We start from the raw sequence: 16,466 nt of genomic DNA, 5'->3' as shown, positions 1-16,466 counted from the left end.
CGCCACCGTCAACCCCACTGACCAGCACCAACAGGATGAAAACTCCCCATTGGGGGAAGTTCGGCTACGGGTGGGCACCGGGTGGGAGGGAGGGGAGATCGGCGGGGGTGCCGTGGGTGAGGAGGTCGAGGAGGGTGGTGGTGTCCAGGTGCTCGGCGACGGCGTCGGCGAGGGTGTCGAGCATGGTTTCGCGCAGGGCGGCGAAGCCGGGGGCGCCCGGGGCCGGGGACCAGTCGATCCCGGCCTGCGCGGCGACCTCGGTGAGCCAGGCCCGACGGAAACCGTCGTTCTCGAAGGCGCCGTGCCAGGTGGTCCCCCAGACCACCCCGCACCGCCAGCCGTCCAGAAACGGCTCCACGTCAGGGATCGAGCCGTCGAGGGTGACGACTCCGTGGTGGATCTCGTAGGCCGAGACGGGGTGCCCGCGCCACCGGCCCGCCGGGCGGCCGAGCACCTTCTCGGCGGCGAAGTCCACAGTAGACGGCAACAGCGCCAGGCCGTCGACCCGTCCGGCGCCGGATTCGACGGTGTCCACAATGGACTGGGCGAGCATCTGGTGGCCGCCGCAGATGCCGAGGAGCGGGCGACCGGCGGCGGAGCGGGCGTGCAGGGCGGCGTCGAGGCCGCGTTCGCGGAGCCAGCGCAGATCGTCCACTGTGGCCCGTGACCCCGGGAGTACCACCAGGTCGGCGGCGGACACCACGTCCGGATCGGCGGTCAGCGTGACGTGCACGCCGGGTTCGGCGGCGAGCGCGTCCACGTCGGTCGCGTTGGAGGCCCGGGGAAACCGCACCACCGCGACCCGCAACGCGCGGCCCGGCCGCGCGGGGTTGCGCGCCCACCCGGCGGCGGCGAGCGCGTCCTCGGAGTCGATCCACACGCCGTCCAGCCACGGGAGAACGCCGAGCACCGGGCGGCCGGTCAGCTCGGCGATCCGGTCCAGGCCCGGCCGCAGCAACGCCACGTCCCCGCGGAACTTGTTCACGATCCAGCCCGCCACCAACGCCTGGTCGTCGGCGTCGAGCAGGGCCAGCGTGCCGAACATCGACGCCAGCACGCCGCCCCGGTCGATGTCCCCGACCACCACGACCGGCAGGTCGAACCGCCGCGCCAGCCCCAGATTCACGTAGTCGCCCGCGCGCAGGTTGATCTCCGCCGGGCTGCCCGCGCCCTCGCACACCACGACGTCGAACCGTTCCCGCAGCATCGCGTACGCGTCGAAGGCGATCCGCGCGAGTTCCGTGCGCCCGGTCGCGTACTCCCCCGCTTCCAGCACGCCGAACGGTTTGCCCAGCGCGACCACGTGACTGCGCTTGTCGCTGCCCGGTTTGAGCAGCACCGGGTTCATCGCCGCCTCCGGCTCGACCCCTGCGGCGCGGGCCTGCAGCCACTGCGCGCGGCCGATCTCCGCCCCGTCGGCGCAAACCATGGAGTTGTTCGACATGTTCTGCGCCTTGAACGGCGCGACCCGGACGCCCTGCCGGGCCAGCCACCGGCAGATGCCCGCGGTGACCAGGCTCTTCCCGGCGTCCGAGGTGGTCCCGGCGACCAGCAGGCCCCTCACCGTGCGACCCACATCGCGGCCGCGAGCGCGGCCAGGCCGACCGCGCGGGACAGTTTCACCGCGCGCCGCAGATCCGCGGGGCCGGGCCCGGGGCCGTCGCCGAGCGTGCCGCGGTCCTCGATCCGGCCCTGGTAGTGGTTGGTCCCGCCGAGCCGGACGCCCAGCGCCCCGGCGAACGCGGATTCGACCTGCCCGGCGTTCGGGCTCGGGTGCCGGGAGCCGTCCCGCCGCCAGATCCGCCACGCCCGGCCGGGGCGACCGCCCGCCACCGGGGCGCACGCCACCGCCGCGAGCGCACCCGCCCGGGCCGGGAGCAGGTTCGCCACGTCGTCCGCCCGCGCGGAAGCCCAGCCGAACCGCTCGTAGCGCGGTGTCCGGTGCCCGACCATGGCGTCGAGCGTGTTCAACGCCCGGTAGCCGAGCAGGCCGGGAAGCCCGGCCACCGCGCCCCAGAACAGCGGGGCGACCACCGCGTCGGAGGTGTTCTCGGCGATCGATTCGGTCGCGGCCCGGGACAGCGCCCCGGTGCCGAGGTCGGTGGCGTCCCGGCCGCACAGGTTCCCCAGCCGTTCCCGCGCGGCGGGCAGATCGCCCTCGTCGAGCAGCGCGGCCATCGCGACGCCCTCGGCGGCCAGCCTGCGTCCACCGAGGACGGTCCAGGTGGCCAGCGCGGTCGCGGCGAACCGGGCGAACGGCCGCCGCCGGGTCGCGAGCTGCGCGGCGACGCCGAGACCGGTCACCGTGCCCGCGCAGATCGCCGTGTACCCGAGGCCGCGGGTCCGCGAGTCGGCCCACATCCGCCGCTCGAGCGCTCCCGCCGCCCGGCCGAACAGCGCGACCGGATGGCCGCGGCGGGGGTCGCCGAAGAGCGCGTCCGCGGCGTAACCGGTGGCCAGGCCCGCCGCGGTCGCCGATGTCGTGTACACCACGCGGGGCACGGTAGCGCTTGGGCGAGAATGCGGGGTATGACCAAGCTGACCCAGCGGCTCGCCGCCGGCCTGGAGGCCACCGCGCGGCGGCTGCGCCGGCTCGCGCGCGAGGACCAGAAGGTGCTGATCCTCGGTGGTGTCCGGTCGGGCAAGTCGCGGCACGCGGAACGGTTCATGGCGCGCCACCCCGAGGTCGTCTACGTGGCCCCGGGCCTCCCCGCCGGGGAGGACGACCCCGAATGGGCCGCCCGGGTCGCGGCCCACCAGGCACGCAGACCGGCGAACTGGCGCACCCTGGAGACCACCGACCTCGCGGGGGCCCTGCGCGACGCGTCGAGACCGCTACTCATCGACTGCCTCGGCACCTGGGTGAGCCGGGTGCTCGACGACATCGGGGCGTGGCAGCAGGCCGACGGCTGGGAGGCGCGGCTCGACGAGCGGCTGGAGGACTTCCTCGCCGCGTGGGCCGAGGCGCATGTGCCGGTGACCGCGGTGAGCAACGAGGTCGGCTCCGGTGTGGTGCCCGCGACCTGGTCCGGGCGGCTGTTCCGTGATGTGCTGGGCGCGCTCAACACCCGGGTCGCCGCCCAGTCGGATCGCACGCTGCTGGTCGTGGCCGGTCGGGTGCTGGAACTCGACGGAGAGGGCCGGACGTGACCGAATTCGAGATTCCCGTACCGGACGAACAGGCGCGGGCGGCCGCGGTGGAGCGGCTGGACGGGCTGGTCAAACCGCTCGGCGCGCTCGGGCGGCTGGAGGAACTGGCCGCGTGGCTGAGCGCGGCGCACGGCGTGGTTCCCCCGCGCCCGCTGGACGAGGTCCGCGTGGTGATCTTCGCCGGGGACCACGGCGTCGCCGAGGCGGCTGCCGTTTCGGCGTACCCGCGCGAGATCACCGCGGCCATGGTGCGGGTGTTCCTGTCCGGCACCAGCGGGGTCAGCGTGCTCGCCCGCCAGGTCGGCGCGCGGGTGCGGGTGCTGGACATCGCGGTCGACGACGCGATGGAGGGCGTGCCCGCCGAAGTCGGCGCGCACAAGATCCGGCGGGGCTCCGGGGCCATCCACCTGACCGACGCGCTCGAACCGGGCGAGGCGCGGCGGGCGTTCGACGCGGGCCGGGCCGCCGCGGACGCGGAGGCCGATGCCGGTGCCGATCTGCTGATCCCCGGCGACATGGGCATCGGCAACACCACGGTGGCCAGCGCCCTGGTCGCCGCGGCGCTCGGACTGCCCGCCGAGGACGTCGTCGGCACCGGAACCGGGGTGGACGAGGAGGGCCGGGCCCGCAAGATCGAGATCGTCCGGGCGGCGGTGGCCCGGGCAGGCGATCGGGTGAACGACCCGTTCGACCTGCTGACCGCACTGGGCAGCGCCTGCGCCGCGGCGACCGCGGGGTTCCTGGTGCAGGGCGCGGCGCGCGGGGTGCCGGTGCTGCTGGACGGCGTCTTCTCCGGCGCGGCGGCCGTGGTCGCCCGCGAGATCGCCCCGGATGCCGTGCACTGGTGGCTGGCCGGGCACCGGTCCACCGAACCGTCCCAGGCGTTCGCGTTGAAATCCCTTGGCCTGCAACCGATCCTGGACCTCGCCCTGCGTCTGGGCGAGGGCAGCGGCGCGGTGCAGGCGGTGCCCACGCTGCGGGCCGCCCGCGCGATCCTGGCCGAAATGGGCTCCCTGTCGGACCTCGAGCTGTCTTGATCGATTCGTTGCGCATGGCGATCGGCACGCTCACCGCGCTGCCGGTGCCCGCGCCGCACACCATCGACCGCCGGGTGGCCGGGCGCGCGATGCTGCTCGCCCCGATCGCCGCGCTCCCCTTGGCGGCGTTGGCGACCTTCATTGTCCTCTGTGGACAAATGATCGGCCTGCCCGCGCTCGCCACGGCCGGGCTCGCCGTGGGCGCGGTGGGCCTGGCCAGCCGCGGCCTGCATCTGGACGGGCTGTCCGACACCGCGGACGGCCTCGGCGCCTCGTACGACCGGTCGCGTGCCCTGGAGATCATGCGGCGCGGCGATTCCGGCCCGACCGGTGTGGCGACCCTGGTGCTCGTGCTGATTGTCCAATGTGGAGCCCTCGCCGGGGCGATCTCGGCCGGGCACGGAAGCACCGCGGCGGCCGTCGCGGTGCTCGCGGGCCGCGCGACGCTTTCGCTGTGCTGCGCCCGCGGTATCCCGTCGGCCCGCCCGGAAGGGCTCGGCGCGACGGTCGCCGGAACCGTCGCGATTCCGTTGGCTGTACTGGCTTTCCTGGCGCTCACCGCACTCGCCGCGGTGGCTCCCGGGCTCGCGTGGTGGCGCGCCCCGCTGGCGGTCATCGCGGCCCACCTGGCCGCCGCGGTGCTCCTGCTCCGCTGCGTGCGGCGGCTGGGCGGCATCACCGGCGACGTCCTCGGCGCCTGCGTCGAAATCGCCACCACCGCCGCCCTGCTCGCCCTCGCGCCGTAAACCTCGGTAAGCAACACCTCCCCCCAAACCGCGCGTCTGGACAGGTGAAAGATCAACGCCTACGGGGGAGGAAAACGCCATGTCCAAACGACTCTTCGCGCTGGTGCCTACCGCGCTCGTGCAGTTCGGCCAAACCCGCGGCGAAGAACAAGCGCGAGGGAAGCCATACCGGGCAGTACCTGAAGAACGCGGACAAGGCCGAAGGTTCCAGCCGCAGCCTCGATCCGGGCAACGGCTGGCCCTGCACACCGAAACCCGGCCGGTCGTGAGTGTTCGGGCCGGTTCCAACCGGCCCGAACACTCACGACCCGGAGTTCAGGAGCTGGCGAAGGAGAGCCCTCTCGCGGCCAGTTCCTCCTCGAGGATCCGGATCGCCTTGGGGCCCACGCCGTGGATCTTCAGCAGCTCCGCCGCGGTCACGCTGGTCAACTGCTCGTACCGCGTGTAGCCGTTGAGCGCCAGCTCGCGAGGAGCGACCTTGCCCATTCGCGACGGGAACTCGGTCGGCTCCGCGGCATCTTGCGTGGACATCGCAACCTTTCTGGTCAGACTCCGTCGGGTTCGGAGGCCAGGCCGAGGTACATCACGTTCGGATGCGCCGGATTGAAGGCGATCGACGAGATCTCGTCGTACGCGTTGTGGGTCTTGGTGACCTGACCGGTCGCCGCGGTCCACTTGTAGAGATCGGTGCCGTAGCCGCCGTAGTTCATGCCGAACACGAAGTAGAGCACGCCCGGGTCGACCGGGCTCGGTGCGAGCAGCGGGCCGTTGGGCAGGGTGACATCCGGGTTCTGGTCGACGATCGGCGCGAACGTGCGCCCGCCGTCGGTGGAGCGGTAGAGGTGGCGGCCGTCCGAGGGGTCGTGCGCGTCGGCCTGGTCGATGTCCAGGCCCATCGCGTAGACCACGTTGCGGTTCGCCGGGGACACGGCCGCGGTGAACACGTTCACGCCGAGCCGCCCGGCCGGGGTGAGGTCCAGGCCGCTGGACTGGGTCCAGGTGACGCCGCCGTCGAAGGTCACGTAGGCGCCGTTGCTCCCGGTCCCGACCACCACGTGGTTCAGGTCAGCCGGGTCGAAAGCCGCCCGGTACAGCGAATATTCGCCGCCGATCGGCACGCCGCGCTTGGTCCAGGTGCGGCCCGCGTCGGTGCTCACGTAGGTCTGCCCGGCGGTGTCGACGAACCGCACCACGGATCCGTTGCGCCTGTCGACGCCGAAGCCCGCCATCCGCCCGGCGATCCCGGCCGGGATCGGCCGCGGGGTGATCGTGGTGCCGGTGACCAGGTAGAGGTTCTCGCCCGAACCGGCGGGCCAGAGGTAGGTCCGCCCGCCCGGCGCGGCAACGGTTTCCAGTACCCAGCCGTCCTTCAGGGCGCCGATCGTCGTCCAGTGGCAGCCCGCGTCGGTCGAGCGCAGGACGGTGGGTTCCACCGGCCCGCCACCGGGTTTGCTGTACTCCTGCACCGCGACGAGCGTGTTCGGCGTGTCGAGCGCCGACAGGCCGAAGGCGTAGGTGGTCGGCGTCATCGCGGTGCTCGTGGGCTTGAGCGTCGCGCCCTCGTCGTTGGTGTAGGTGAGCGAACCTGGACTGTCGACCGTGGCGCAGGTCGGTTCGGTCCAGCGTCCGGCCTCGGCGTCCGCCGAGGGGGCGACCGCCACCAGTGCGGTTACCGCGGCGACAAGCCCCATCCCGAGTCTTCGCAAGATGTTTCCCTTCGAATCAACGGTGATTCGACGGACCCCCAAGATCCTGGCAACATCAAGTTTGTCAGAAAACGCGCAGGAACGCCTGCCACGCCGAGTCCGGGAAGCTGAGCTGACCGGCGGCCGGTGCCTTGGAGTCCCGCACGGCGACGGTGGCATCGGCAACGAAGGCGACCTCGACGCAGGCCCCGTTGTGGCCGTCGCCGGTGCTGTAACTGCTCTTGCGCCACTCCACGGTAGGCCTCTTCCCTGCTCAGGTTTCGGCAATCACCTCGCGGATCAGCGCTGCCGAGTCGTGCTTGCCAGCCAGCCGGGCGAGGTGGTCGAAGGCCAGTCTAGCAACGCTGACCTCGGCTTCCTTCTCCGTCTGGAGCGAGCCGAACCCGTGTTCCAGGTAGGCGATATCGGGATCCTCGGGATCCGGGTAGCTGAGGATGATGAAGCTTCCGTTCCGTCCTGAGTGCGCGCCTTCCGCGATGGGAAGCACTTGAACTTTCACCGTGGACAGCTCCGCCACTTCGAGCACGTGCTCGAGCTGTCGGCGATGCGCCGCGGGCCGAAGGATCGGCCTGCGCAGCACCGTCTCATCGATGATCGCGTGCACTTGCAGCACGGGCTCCTCGGTCAGCCGCAACTGCCTGCGCAACCGCACGGCTAGCTCGTTCTCGAGTTTTTTGCCGCGAATCGGTTTGCGCGCCCCGGCGAAATTGGCTCGCATGTACTCCTCGGTCTGCAACAAGCCGGGGATGTAGCCGAGCTGATGCTCACGCTCCTTGCAAGCCTCGGCTTCCAGGCTGACGAATCCTCGGTCGTCGATACCGTAGGCGTGCCACCAGCCCTTCTCCTTGGCGCGTTCGTAGAGCGCCACATAGGGCGGGTAGTTGTTGGGGATGATGCCGTACAGGTCCAGCATCGCCAGGTACTCGTGGAAGTTGGGCAGCTGGCCGTGTTCCAGGCGGCTCAGCTTCGAGTTGGAGGAGCGCATGCGCTTCGCGACTTCCTCCTGCGTCATGCGGTTCCGCTCGCGCAGATCTCGCAATGTACGGCCGAGCTTGCGCATCGGATGGTTCGGCTTCCTCGGCGCACCCATCGTGCATCACCCCTCGAAATCGGATGCGCACGGATAGTAAGTCGAGATCAGGTGAGTCGAGATTCCCGACTCGCCCGCAAGGCCGCCAGGAACCCCCGGATGGTCGGCTGGTCGCGGACGGCGATGCGCAGCCAGTCCGGGTCCAGGCCGGGGAACGTGTCGCCCCGGCGCACGGCGTAACCCAGCTCGCGTAACCGCGAGCGGACCGTTGCCCCATTGGCAACACGCACCAGCACGAACGGTCCCCTCGGGTCGCCCGTCACCTCGATGCCCTGGTCGCGGAGACCGGCGACCAGGAAGTCCCGGTCGGCTTCGGCGGCGACGGCGAGTTTGTCCGCCTCCTCGAGTGCGGCCGGGCGCGAGCACGCGACCAGGGCGACCGCGGCCGGGGTGGACACCGACCACGGCGGTTGCACGGCACGCAGGCGGTCGACGGTCTCCGGCGAGGCGAGCACATAGCCCGCGCGCAGGCCCGCGATGCCCCAGGTCTTGGTCAGGCTGCGCAGCACGACCAGCCCCGGTACCGCTTGTGCGGCAAGGGATTCCGGTTCGCCGGGAACGGCGTCCAGGAACGCCTCGTCGACGACCACCAGGCGGCCCGGCCGGAGCAGGGCGCGCAGGGACTCGGCCGGGTGCAGGACCGAGGTCGGGTTGGTGGGGTTGCCGACGAAGACCAGGTCCGCTTCCTCGGGCACGGCGGCCGGATCGAGGAGGAAACCGTCGTCCGGGGACAGCAGCACGCGACGCACTTCGTGCCCGGCGGCCCGCAAGGCGGCTTCGGGCTCGGTGAACTGCGGGTGCACGACTACTGGTTGCCGGGGGTGCAACGCACCAGCCAAAAGGGTGAACGCCTCGGCGGCTCCGGCGGTCACCAGGACTTCGTCCGTGCTCCGCCCGTGCCGGGTGGCGACGGCTTCGGTGGCGGCGCGGACGTCCGGGTACGCGGCGAGGTCGGCCAGGCAGTCGGCGAGTTCCTGGCGCAGCCAGTCCGGCGGGGCGGGCAGGCGCACGTTGACCGCGAGGTCCACCAGGCCGTCGCCGACCTCGCGATCGCCGTGGTGGTGCAGGTCGTAGTCAGTCACCGCTGGCCACCAAGGTACCCGCGTGCACGTGCACGGCGTCGGCAAAGCGTTGCGCCAGCGCGGGATGGCCTGCCCAGTGCACGTGCAGGTAGGACGCGTGCACGTTCGCCGTGGTGAAGCCCTCCGGTTCGCCGTTCCATTCCCAGGCGGGCGTTCCCCCGTGCCGGGGCCGGACTTCCGTGCGGTGGAACTCGTGCCCGGTCACCTCCTGCCCGGCTTCCGCGAGCACGTTCGCCGAAAGTGCGCGCGCTTTCCGGTAGCCGAGGGCGCCGCGGGGGCGCATGCGGGCGGTGGCGTCGAGGACCCCGGCCATCGGGAGGTCGTCGAGTTCGCGGCACAGGTACAGCATGCCCGCGCATTCCGCGACGATCGGCATCCCGCGCCCGGCCGCGGCGGCGACCGCCGCGCGCAGCGGTCCGTTCGCGGACAGTTCGTCGGCGTGCACCTCGGGAAAACCGCCGCCGAAGTACAGACCCGCGCAGCCCTCGGGCAATGCCTTGTCGCGCAAGGGATCCACGTCCACGACGTCGACCCCGGCGGCGGCCAGCAGCTCGACGGTCTCGGTGTAGCGGAAGGTGAACGCCTCCCCGGCCGCGGCGGCGACCACGGCTCGCGGACCGGACCACTCGGCCTCGGGCGACCAGGCGGGCCCGGCGAGCGGCGGCGCGTTCCGGGCGACGCGCACCACGGCGTCGAGGTCCACGCCCTCGGCGATCCAGGAAGCCAGCCTGGGCAGCATCCGGTGCGACTCGGCGGCCCGCTCCCCCGCCGGAACCAGCCCGAGGTGGCGGCTGGGCGCGTGGATATCGTCGCTGCGGCGCAACGCCCCGAGCACGGGAATCCCGGTGCGGTGCAGGGCCGCGCGGATCTCGTCCTCGTGGCGCTGCGAGCCGAGTTTGTTCAGGATCACCCCGGCCAGCCGGATCTCCGGGTCGTAGTGCCGGAACCCCAGCACCAGGGCGGCCACGCTGCGGCTGGCCGCGCTCGCGTCCACCACGAGCACCACGGGCGCGTCCAGCAGCCGGGCGACGTGCGCGGTGGACGCGAAGCCCTCGGTGCCGAGCTGCCCGTCGTAGAGGCCCATCACGCCTTCGATCACCGCCAGCTCCGCGGCCCGGGAACCGTGGCGCAGCAAGGGAACCAGCCGGTCCTCGCCCTGCAGGAACGGGTCCAGGTTGCGGGCGGGCAGGCCGGTGGCGAGCGCGTGGTAGCTCGGGTCGATGAAATCCGGGCCCACCTTGTGCCCGGACACCGCGAGTCCGCGTGCGCGCAGCGCGGCCATCAGCCCGGCGGCGACCGTGGTCTTGCCGTGCCCGGACGCGGGCGCGGCGATCACGATCCGGGCTACCACTCGATGCCCCGCTGGCCCTTTTGCCCCGCGTCCATCGGATGCTTGATCTTGGTCATCTCGACCACCAGATCGGCGGCGTCGATCAGCGCCCGCGGCGCGTTGCGGCCGGTGATCACCACGTGCTGGCGGCCGGGGCGATTCGTCAGCGTTTCGACGACCTCGTCGACGTCGAGCCAGCCCCAGTGCAGCAGGTAGGCGAACTCGTCGAGGACGTAGAAGTCGTGGCGTTCCTCGGCGAGGCGGCGTTTGATCTCCGCCCAGCCCTCGCGGCCCTTCTCGGCGTGGTCCTCTTCGCTGCCCGGTTTGCGCGCCCAGCTCCAGCCCTCGCCCATCTTGTGCCATTCGACCGGACCGCCCTGGCCGGTCCGTTCGTGCACCTCGCCGAGGGCCTGGAACGCGGACTGCTCCCCCACCCGCCACTTCGCGGACTTCACGAACTGGAACACGCCGATCTTCCAGCCCTGGTTCCACGCGCGCAGGGCCATCCCGAAGGCGGCGGTCGACTTGCCCTTCATCACGCCGGTGTGCACGACGAGCAGCGGGCGGTTGCGGCGTTGGCGGGTGGTGAGGCCGTCGTCCGGGATGACCTCCGGTTTTCCCTTCGGCATCAGGCCGCCTTCCCGGTCCGGGCGCGGACCTCGTTCGCCAGCGCGTCGGCGGCGACCTCGCCGAGCGGAACGTGTTCGCCGCCGAGCCGGGCGGCCAGTTCGGCGGCGAGGCCGAGCCGCATGCGGCCGCTCTCGCAGTCCATCACCACGCTCGCCGCGCCGGTGCCCGCGAGCAGACCGGCGGCCGCCTGCGCGCGGGCGACCGCGTCGGCGCCGCTGGTGGCGCGGCCGTCGGTGACCACGACCAGCAGCGGGCGTCGGCGCGGATCCCTGATGGACTCGACGCGCAGCACGTGCGCGGCCTTGAGCAGTCCTTCGGCGAGCGGGGTGCGGCCGCCGGTCGGCAACGCCTCCAGCCGGGACGCCGCGGCCTCCACGCTGATCGTCGGCGGCAGCGCGAGATCGGCCTCGGCGTTGCGGAAGGTGACCAGGCCGACCTTGTCCCGGCGCTGGTAGGCATCCAGCAGCAGGGACAGCACGGCGGCCTTCACCTCGCGCATCCGCGCCCGCGCGCCCATCGAGCCCGACGCGTCCACGCAGAACAGCACGAGGTTGCCCTCCCGGCCCTCGCGCAGCGCGAACCGGAGATCGCGCGGGCGCAGTTCCAGCCCGGCGCCCGCGCGGCCGCGGGCGCGCTGGTGCGGCGCGGCCGCGCGGACGGTCGCCAGCAGATGCGGCCGCCCGTCGCGCGCGCTCGAGGGCCGCACGCCGATCGTCCGCCCGTTGTCGGTGATCGCCCGCGACCGCCTGCCGTGCGCGCCCTCGCCGGTACCGGAAACCGTGAACAGCTTCGCCCGGTACGGCGCCCCGGCGCCCACGGTCCGCTGCTCGCCCGAACCGCCGGGTTCGCCGCCGGTTTCCGGTTGCGGCGCGTTGCCTTCCGGCGCCGGGCCCTGCTCCGGCGGCTCGGCGCCGGAACCCGGCCCCGGGCCGTCGTCCTCCGGACCACGATCGGGTTCGGCAGGCGGCTGGGCATCCTCGAGCACCTGGTCGAGCTGATCGGAGTCGATTCCGGGCGCGTCGAAGGGATTCCGGCGACGGCGATGCGGCAGCGCGAGGCGGGCGGCGACCCGGATGTCCTCGGTCGTCACCTCGTCCCGCCCGGACCAGGCGGCGTGCGCGACGGCCGTGCGCGCGGTGACGATGTCCGCGCGCATCCCGTCCACCTCGAAGGAGGCGCACACCCCCGCGATCTGGCGCAGGGCGTCGTCGGTCAGCGCGACCGAGGGCAGCAACCGTTGTGCCGCCTGGATTTCCGCGGCCAGGGCGGCATCGGACTCGGCGTAGCCCGCGGCGAAGGAGTCCGGATCGGACTCGTACGCGAGCCTCCTGCGGACGACCTCGACCCGTTGCTCCGGATCGCGGCTCGAGGCGACCTCGACGGTCAGCCCGAACCGGTCGAGCAGCTGCGGCCGCAGTTCCCCCTCCTCCGGGTTCATGGTGCCGATCAGCACGAACCGGGCGGCATGCGAAACCGAGACACCTTCGCGTTCCACCGTGGCGCGCCCCATCGCGGCGGCGTCCAGCAGCGTGTCGACCAGGTGGTCGTGCAGCAGGTTGACCTCGTCGACGTACAGCAGTCCGCGGTGCGCGGCGGCGAGCAGACCGGGCTGGTAGTCGGTGACGCCCTCACCCAGCGCGCGTTCCAGGTTCAGCGAGCCGACCACGCGGTCCTCGGCGGCGCCCACCGGCAGCTCGACCAGTCGCGCGGGCCGCCCGTGCGACTTCGCCCCGGCCGGGTGCGGACCGTCCGGGCAGGCCGGATCCGGACTCGCCGGATCGCAGGAGAACCGGCAGCCGTCGACCACCTCCACCCCCGGCAGGAGCCCGGCCAGCGCGCGGACCATGGTCGACTTCGCGGTGCCCTTCTCGCCGCGAACGAGCACCCCGCCGATCGCGGGCGAGATGGCCGACAGTACGAGCGCCAGACGTAGATCCTGCATGCCGACGACGGCGGTGAACGGGTACGGCCGCATTCAGACTCCTTTGCCACGAGTGGGTGTCCTCGCCCACTGGACTTGGCCCGTGCCGCGGCCGGGCCCGGCGAAGGCCCGCGGCACGCAACGACCGCCCAAAGCTCTGGCTCCCGGCCTGGCCGGCCGGTCACAGTGGCGGGACCGCCCTGGATTCGTGGCTTCGGCCACCCACCAGGTTCCTCGGCGATCGTCGCGCCGAATCATCGCATACGCATGGCTCAATCCCTTCCCGTCGAAAGCGTGATGTCAGCGGAGGTTCGGCAACACCTCGGCGGCTACCTGCTCCAGTACTCCCTCGTCACCGGCGAATATCCCCTCCTTTCGGGGCCAGGGGGCGACCACGTCTGTGAAGCCGAGCTCACCCGCTCGGCCCAGGAACTCGCGGTAACACTCGACACTGGACAGTGAGTACTCCGGAGCCGCGTCGGTCTGCAGGTACCGGCGGACTTCGGCGCCCTCGCGCCCCTCCTCGGCGAGTGCGGCGTCGAAGCGTGCGCCCGCTTCGGCGACCGCCGCCCACCAGGCCTCGAGATCTTCCGCAGGAGCCCCGGTGGTGATCCAGCCCTGGCCGAACCGCGCGGCGACCCGCATCGCCCTCGGACCGTTCGCCGCGAGCACGAACGGCAGCCGCGGCTTCCGCACGCAACCCGGCTCGTTGCGCGCGTCCACCGCCTCGTAATGCTCGCCCCGCCAGTCGACCGGCTGCCGGGTGAGCAACGCGTCGAGCAGTTCCACGAACTCCGCGTACCGCCGCCCGCGCCCGGTGACGACGCCGTGGCGGCCGAACACCGTGGCGTCGTAACCGCCGCCGCCCGCCCCGATCCCGGCGATGATCCGGCCGCCGCTCACGTCGTCCAGCGCGGTGAGCTCGCGGGCGAACGGGAGCGGATGCCGGAAGTTCGGGGTGGCGACCAGCGGCCCGAGTTCGATGCGGGTGGTCGCCAGCGCGGCTGCGGTGAGGGTGGGCACCGCGCCGAACCAGGGACCGTCCACAAGGGACCGCCAGCCCAGGTGGTCGAACGTCCAGGCGTGGTCGAACCCGTAGGCCTCGGCCGCGCGCCACTTCGGCGCCGCCTCGGCCCACCGGTACTCGGGGAAAATCGTGATTCCTGTTCGCACCCCATCAAGCTAGCGCCCACCCCCGACAAAAACCGGAAACCGTGATACGGCAACGAAAGTGCGTGCGGTTTCGGCGGGACGGGGGCACTTCGGCGGCGAAGGGGTGCCGCACGAAACGGGGAACTCGCACGACCGAAACGGGGGACTCGCGCGACGGGAACGGGGGACTCGCGGGCGGCTGCCGGGGTGCGGGGCATGATCGGGGGTATGACGGGTGTGCTGGTGCTGGGTGGGACGGCGGAGGCTCGGGCGTTGGCGGCGGCGCTGATCGAGCGCGGGATCCGGGTGGTGTCCTCGCTCGCGGGCCGGGTCGCCAACCCGCGGCTGCCGGTCGGCGAGGTCCGGATCGGCGGCTTCGGCGGACCCGAGGGCCTGGCCCGGTGGCTGACCGAGAACCACGCGAAGGTCGTGGTGGACGCCACGCATCCGTTCGCCGAGCGGATCGGCACCTCCGCGGTGACCGGCGCGCGGCTCGCCGGAATCCCGTTGCTGCGGCTGCAACGCCCGGGCTGGCAGGCGGGACCCGGCGACGACTGGCACTGGGTCGGCTCCCTCGACGAGGCCGCGGACACCGTGGAACGCCTCGGCGAACGCGTCTTCCTGACCAGCGGGCGGCAGGGCCTGTCGGCGTTCGCCCGGCTCACCGAGCCCTGGTTCCTGGCCCGCTGCGTCGACCCGCCGGAACCGCCGCTGCCGCCGAAGATCGAGATCCTGCTCGACCGCGGCCCGTACCACGTCGAAGGCGAATCCGCCCTGCTGCGCGAGCACCGCATCGACGTCCTGGTCACCAAGGACAGCGGCGGCACGATGACCTCGGCGAAACTCACCGCGGCCCGCGAACTCGGCGTGCCGGTGATCGTGGTGCGCAGGCCGTACCGTCCCGAGGCGCCTACGGTGAGCGCGGTGTCCGACGCGGTGGACTGGGTCCTGGAGGCGGTGTGCTCGACGAACTGACGAGCTTCTACCAGGTGCTCGAGCGCCGCCGGGACGTGCGCGCGGAGTTCACCGGCGAGCCGATCCCGCCGGAGGTGCTGGAACGCGTCCTCACCGCGGCCCATTCGGCGCCGAGCGTGGGCCTCACCCAGCCATGGGATTTCGTCCTGATAACCAACACGGACACCCGGGCCGCCTTTCGCGAGCACGTGCTCACCGAGCGTGAGATCTTCGCCGATTCGCTGCCCGCCGACCGCGAGGACACGTTCGCGAAGATCAAGATCGAGGGCATCCTGGACTCCAGCCTGGGGATCGTGGTGACCTACGACCCGCGCCGCGGCGCCCCGGACGTGCTCGGGCGGCACGCGATCGCCGACGCCGGGCTGTACTCGGTCTGCCTGGCGATCCAGAACCTGTGGCTCGCGGCGACCGCGGAGGGCCTGGGCGTCGGCTGGGTCAGCTTCTACCGGGAGCCCTACCTGCGCGAACTGCTCGGCATCCCGGACGGCATCCGGCCGGTCGCCTGGCTGTGCGTCGGGCCGGTGAGCCGACTGCACGAGGCGCCGGATCTGGAGCGCCACGGCTGGCGGCAGCGGCGGCCGCTGCACGCGGCGATACATCGCGAGCGATTCGGTCCTCCCGGCGAGAACCGGACACCATAGCGCGGCGGCCCGCGAAAGAACCGGCCCCGCGCGGGCGTGTCCGGGGCGCGCGCTAGCGTCTTGACAATGTGGATCGCCACCAAGCCACCCTCGACTACCACCCGTGATGAGGTGACAGAGACCGAGCAGGACCTCCCGGAAAGCGGAGACGCGAGAACCGGCGCGCCGCTGTGGAGACCACTGGCCATAGTGCTCGGCCTCATCGCCGCCGGGTGTGCGTGCGCGTTCCCCTTTCTGCCCGTCGTCCAGGACACCGCCCAGATCGCGTGGCCCGCGGGCAACGACACGCGCGCGGTGAACGCACCGCTGACCGGCTACTGGGCGCAGGACATGCAGGTCAACGTGCCGTGCGCGACCGTCCAGTCGCTCGACGCGCGCACCCCCTCGCCCGCGCTGCTGTTCTCCACCATCCCCGCCGAACGGTCGGAGAACGGCGCCGGGATGCAGCTGCGCGTCGACAACGGCCTGCTCACCGCGTCCAACCGCGGCCAGCAGGTGGTCCGGCAGCCGCTGCCGCCGACCGGCTGTGACATCCAGGTGAGCTCGGACGCGAACCGGACCGCGATCAGCGTCGGCGGCACCCCGGTCTACGACGCGGGCGGGGACGCCCGGCCCCGGGTCGTGGGCATCTACACCGACATCACCTCCGCCAAGGACCCGATCGACGGCCTCGGCGTGACGATCACCCCGGACACCCGTTACCAGTCCTCGCCGACCGGCTGGAAGGTCGGCGTCGGCGTGTTCGGCATCCTCGCGGCGATCGGCTGCCTGATCGCGGTGAACCGGCTCGACCGCCGGGTGGCGCGGCGGGCGCCGCGGTGGGCGCCGGTCGGCTGGTGGCGGCTGACCCTGCGCGATCTCACCGTGTTCGGCGCGCTCGGCGCGTGGGTCTTCATCGGGCCGGTGACCTCGGACGACGGGTACATCCTGACCATGGCCCGGGTCACCGAGAACACCGGTTTCCTGGCCAACTACCACCGCTGGTTCGGGGTCGCCGAGGCGCCCT

17 protein-coding genes are annotated in these 16,466 nt (G+C 72.4%); 6 read left to right on the top strand and 11 right to left on the bottom strand.

All coding sequences use genetic code 11. The features are described 5' to 3' along the window. Positions 1 to 64: 64 nt before the first annotated feature. Both FXO23_RS20535 and FXO23_RS20530 read right to left on the bottom strand, forming a co-directional pair. Entirely contained in the window at positions 65 to 1,564 is a 1,500-nt protein-coding gene (locus FXO23_RS20535; RefSeq protein ID WP_158886976.1) for a cobyric acid synthase, read from the bottom strand. Further along, a complete protein-coding gene (locus FXO23_RS20530; RefSeq protein WP_158886975.1) occupies positions 1,561 to 2,493 on the bottom strand; it encodes a cobalamin biosynthesis protein in 933 nt (310 codons plus the stop codon). The genes FXO23_RS20535 and FXO23_RS20530 overlap by 4 nt, the downstream gene beginning before the upstream one ends. A 36-nt stretch (positions 2,494 to 2,529) precedes the next feature. Here FXO23_RS20530 and FXO23_RS20525 point away from each other — a divergent pair, with 36 nt between their 5' ends. From FXO23_RS20525 to FXO23_RS20515, 3 genes are read left to right on the top strand one after another with little or no spacing between them, the layout of a single operon-like run. Then, positions 2,530 to 3,150 (top strand): bifunctional adenosylcobinamide kinase/adenosylcobinamide-phosphate guanylyltransferase, encoded by a 621-nt coding sequence (locus FXO23_RS20525; protein WP_158886974.1) that lies wholly within the window; start codon positions 2,530 to 2,532, stop codon positions 3,148 to 3,150. Continuing rightward, the gene (gene cobT / locus FXO23_RS20520) at positions 3,147 to 4,187 is read left to right on the top strand and encodes a nicotinate-nucleotide--dimethylbenzimidazole phosphoribosyltransferase (protein WP_158886973.1); all 1,041 of its coding nucleotides are present in this window, start codon (positions 3,147 to 3,149) and stop codon (positions 4,185 to 4,187) included. Before FXO23_RS20525 ends, cobT begins: the two co-directional genes overlap by 4 nt. 14 nt (positions 4,188 to 4,201) lie before the next feature. Continuing rightward, positions 4,202 to 4,933: an adenosylcobinamide-GDP ribazoletransferase gene (locus FXO23_RS20515; RefSeq protein ID WP_158887000.1), complete on the top strand. Its 732-nt coding sequence runs from the start codon at positions 4,202 to 4,204 to the stop codon at positions 4,931 to 4,933. 315 nt (positions 4,934 to 5,248) lie between these two features. Here the strand turns inward: FXO23_RS20515 and FXO23_RS20510 are convergent, their stop codons facing one another. The 9 genes from FXO23_RS20510 to FXO23_RS20470 all read right to left on the bottom strand — a co-directional run bounded on the left by FXO23_RS20510 (position 5,249) and on the right by FXO23_RS20470 (position 13,865). After that, a complete protein-coding gene (locus FXO23_RS20510; protein ID WP_158886972.1) occupies positions 5,249 to 5,464 on the bottom strand; it encodes a helix-hairpin-helix domain-containing protein in 216 nt (71 codons plus the stop codon). Between the two features lie 14 nt (positions 5,465 to 5,478). Beyond that, on the bottom strand, positions 5,479 to 6,639 hold the full coding sequence (locus FXO23_RS20505; protein ID WP_158886971.1) for a WD40/YVTN/BNR-like repeat-containing protein: 1,161 nt from the start codon (positions 6,637 to 6,639) through the stop codon (positions 5,479 to 5,481). A 64-nt stretch (positions 6,640 to 6,703) separates the two neighbouring features. Next, complete coding sequence (locus FXO23_RS20500) at positions 6,704 to 6,874, bottom strand: DUF397 domain-containing protein (RefSeq protein ID WP_158886970.1); 171 nt, start codon at positions 6,872 to 6,874, stop codon at positions 6,704 to 6,706. Positions 6,875 to 6,892: 18 nt separating this feature from the next. After that, the gene (locus tag FXO23_RS20495) at positions 6,893 to 7,699 is read right to left on the bottom strand and encodes a helix-turn-helix domain-containing protein (RefSeq protein ID WP_246257581.1); all 807 of its coding nucleotides are present in this window, start codon (positions 7,697 to 7,699) and stop codon (positions 6,893 to 6,895) included. A 77-nt stretch (positions 7,700 to 7,776) separates the two neighbouring features. Continuing rightward, positions 7,777 to 8,811 (bottom strand): Rv2231c family histidinol phosphate aminotransferase CobC, encoded by a 1,035-nt coding sequence (gene cobC / locus FXO23_RS20490; RefSeq protein WP_158886968.1) that lies wholly within the window; start codon positions 8,809 to 8,811, stop codon positions 7,777 to 7,779. After that, positions 8,804 to 10,162, bottom strand: coding sequence for a cobyrinic acid a,c-diamide synthase CobB (locus tag FXO23_RS20485; protein ID WP_158886967.1), 1,359 nt, complete (start codon positions 10,160 to 10,162; stop codon positions 8,804 to 8,806). Before FXO23_RS20485 ends, cobC begins: the two co-directional genes overlap by 8 nt. Next, on the bottom strand, positions 10,156 to 10,770 hold the full coding sequence (gene cobO / locus FXO23_RS20480) for a cob(I)yrinic acid a,c-diamide adenosyltransferase (RefSeq protein WP_158886966.1): 615 nt from the start codon (positions 10,768 to 10,770) through the stop codon (positions 10,156 to 10,158). Before cobO ends, FXO23_RS20485 begins: the two co-directional genes overlap by 7 nt. Continuing rightward, on the bottom strand, positions 10,770 to 12,746 hold the full coding sequence (locus FXO23_RS20475) for a putative cobaltochelatase (RefSeq protein WP_158886965.1): 1,977 nt from the start codon (positions 12,744 to 12,746) through the stop codon (positions 10,770 to 10,772). Before FXO23_RS20475 ends, cobO begins: the two co-directional genes overlap by 1 nt. A gap of 246 nt (positions 12,747 to 12,992) precedes the next feature. Next, positions 12,993 to 13,865 carry an LLM class flavin-dependent oxidoreductase gene (locus FXO23_RS20470; RefSeq protein WP_158886964.1) on the bottom strand — a complete coding sequence of 291 codons (873 nt, stop codon included), beginning with the start codon at positions 13,863 to 13,865 and terminating at the stop codon, positions 12,993 to 12,995. A gap of 207 nt (positions 13,866 to 14,072) precedes the next feature. Between FXO23_RS20470 and FXO23_RS20465 the strand changes: the two genes are divergently transcribed. The 3 genes from FXO23_RS20465 to FXO23_RS51625 all read left to right on the top strand — a co-directional run. Continuing rightward, entirely contained in the window at positions 14,073 to 14,819 is a 747-nt protein-coding gene (locus FXO23_RS20465) for a cobalt-precorrin-6A reductase (RefSeq protein WP_179956821.1), read from the top strand. Continuing rightward, on the top strand, positions 14,804 to 15,460 hold the full coding sequence (bluB, locus tag FXO23_RS20460; protein ID WP_179956820.1) for a 5,6-dimethylbenzimidazole synthase: 657 nt from the start codon (positions 14,804 to 14,806) through the stop codon (positions 15,458 to 15,460). Before FXO23_RS20465 ends, bluB begins: the two co-directional genes overlap by 16 nt. Before the next feature lie 66 nt (positions 15,461 to 15,526). Then, a partial coding sequence (locus FXO23_RS51625) for an arabinosyltransferase domain-containing protein (protein WP_425484880.1) occupies positions 15,527 to 16,466 on the top strand: 940 nt, incomplete at its 3' end.

The sequence above is a fragment of the Amycolatopsis anabasis genome, from assembly GCF_009765355.1.
Taxonomy (GTDB): domain Bacteria; phylum Actinomycetota; class Actinomycetes; order Mycobacteriales; family Pseudonocardiaceae; genus Amycolatopsis; species Amycolatopsis anabasis.
The sequence above is the reverse complement of the archived record's forward strand: the minus strand, read 5'-3'. Positions and strand labels throughout refer to the sequence as shown.